Origin of the sequence: Micrococcus sp. HMSC31B01, from assembly GCF_001816085.1 — a bacterium.
Lineage (GTDB): Bacteria > Actinomycetota > Actinomycetes > Actinomycetales > Micrococcaceae > Micrococcus > Micrococcus luteus.
This window is the reverse complement of sequence record NZ_KV825226.1, coordinates 1-2059: the sequence shown is the minus strand read 5'-3', so window position 1 is coordinate 2059 and position 2059 is coordinate 1. Positions and strand designations below refer to the sequence as shown.

General features: G+C 71.2%; 1 protein-coding gene and 1 pseudogene. One reads left to right on the top strand and one right to left on the bottom strand.

The genetic code is table 11. The annotated features are described in order from the left end of the window. Positions 1 to 55 precede the first annotated feature (55 nt). Positions 56 to 1315 (top strand): TerC family protein, encoded by a 1260-nt coding sequence (locus tag HMPREF3105_RS08515; RefSeq protein ID WP_036315319.1) that lies wholly within the window; start codon positions 56 to 58, stop codon positions 1313 to 1315. 53 nt (positions 1316 to 1368) lie between these two features. Here the strand turns inward: HMPREF3105_RS08515 and HMPREF3105_RS08510 are convergent. Next, positions 1369 to 2059 (bottom strand): annotated as a pseudogene (locus HMPREF3105_RS08510) (alpha/beta hydrolase); the annotation flags it as partial.

The window sequence follows — 2059 nt, the reverse complement described above, 5'->3', positions numbered from 1 at the left end:
GGCGGGCGGAGAGACTTGCGGCACCGTCCTGACCCCTGACGCCGAGAGGTGACCCGTGGAAATCAACGGCCTGACCTGGGGCCTGACGATCGCGCTGATCGTCGGGCTCCTCGCGTTCGACTACTTCGCCCATGTCCGCAAGGCGCACACGCCGTCGATCCGGGAGGCCGCGATCTGGTCCGGCGTCTACGTCGGCCTCGCGCTCGTCTTCGGCCTCGTGTTCTTCGCCTTCGGCGACACCCAGCACGCGGTCGAGTACTACACCGGCTACCTGCTGGAGAAGGCGCTCAGCGTCGACAACCTGTTCGTCTTCCTGGTCATCATGGCCAGCTTTCGGGTGCCGCGCGAGTACCAGCAGAAGGTGCTGCTGTTCGGCATCACGTTCGCGCTGATCTCGCGCACCCTGTTCATCCTGCTGGGCGCCGCCGTCATCGCCGCGTGGTCGGACGTGTTCTACCTCTTCGGCCTGTTCCTGCTGATCATCGCCGGCGGCCAGCTCAAGGGCGAGATGTCCGGCGACGCCGAGGGCGCCCAGGACGAGGCGGACAACGTGATGGTCCGCCTCGTCAAGCGGTTCCTGCCCGCCTCCGAGCAGTTCGACGGCGACCGCCTCTTCACGACGGTGGACGGCAAGCGCCTCATGACGCCGATGCTCCTCGTGATGATCGCGATCGGCGCCACGGACATCCTCTTCGCCTTCGACTCCATCCCCGCGATCTTCGGCGTGACCCAGGAGGCGTACATCGTCTTCACCGCCACGGCGTTCTCGCTCATGGGCCTGCGCCAGCTGTACTTCCTGATCGACGGCCTGCTCGACCGCCTCGTCTACCTGGCCTACGGGCTCTCCGCGCTGCTGGCGTTCATCGGCGTGAAGCTGATCCTGCACGCCCTGCACGAGAACAACCTGCCGTTCATCAACGGCGGCGAGAACGTGCCCGTCGTCGAGATCCCCACGACGCTGTCCCTCGTGGTCGTCGTCGTGATCCTGGCGATCACCGTGGCGATCTCCCTGGCCTCGCCGAAGGGCCAGGCCCTGCGGGCGCTGCAGAACGCCGAGAAGTACTCGTATCGGTACTCGAAGCTGGCCGAGGACGCCGACCCGGCCGAGCGCGAGCGCGCCGCCGCCCTGATGGACCGCTGGACGGCCCGGGCCGAGGCCCTGGACCAGCGCTGGCGCGACCAGCTGCTCGAGCACAAGGACGCGTGGTCGGCCATCATCCGCACGGCCCACGAGACCCGGCTCGCCGATCCCCGTGACGACGACGCGCGCGGGGTCTCCGAGCAGATCGTGCGACAGGACGGGCCCACCGTCTGAGCCGATCACGGCACCGGGGGAGTGCTCCGCCGGCGCCCGGGCCCCCGGGCCGGTCAGTCGACCGGGTCGGGGGCCGTCGTCGTCCCGGCGCCGTCCGCCGCGGTCATCGCCAGGAGCCGGTCGAGGATCGCCGGCCCGTCGTCGGCGATGCCGTCGTGGTGGAAGGCGTCGGTCTCCCACACCTGCAGGCCGCGGACGCGCCGCGCCGTCTCGAGCGAGAGGTCCCGGTCCACGTACACGTCGTCGGCGTAGACCGCGGCGGCCACGGGGACGGTGTTCTGCGCCAGGGCAGCCACGTCGTAGAGCGGGCCCCACTGCGTGCGCTCGGCGAGCAGCCGCGCCGTGCCGGCCAGGGGCCGCAGCCGGGGGTCGACCTCGACGGACCAGGGCATGACGTGTTCGCCCGTGGGCAGCGGGACCGTGGTCGCCTCCGGGTCGAAGTCCGGGTGCTCGGCGAGCATCCGGGACGCCGACCAGCCGGTGTCCGCCCGGCCGCCGGCCAGGTCCGCCGGCTGCGCGTAGATCGCCTCGTGCAGCACGGTGTAGAGCGGGTTGACGAGGCGGTCGTCCTGGTCGGCGACGGCGGCCAGGAACGTCTCGGACAGGCGCGGCGCGGGTCCGGTGCGGTCCACGGCCTCGGCGAGGACCCAGTGCAGGCGGTCCACGCGGGTGTTGCCGCCCAGCAGCATGCCCAGACCCTGGGCCCGTCCCACGGTGAGCGGCCCGCCGCCGGGCAGGGGGATC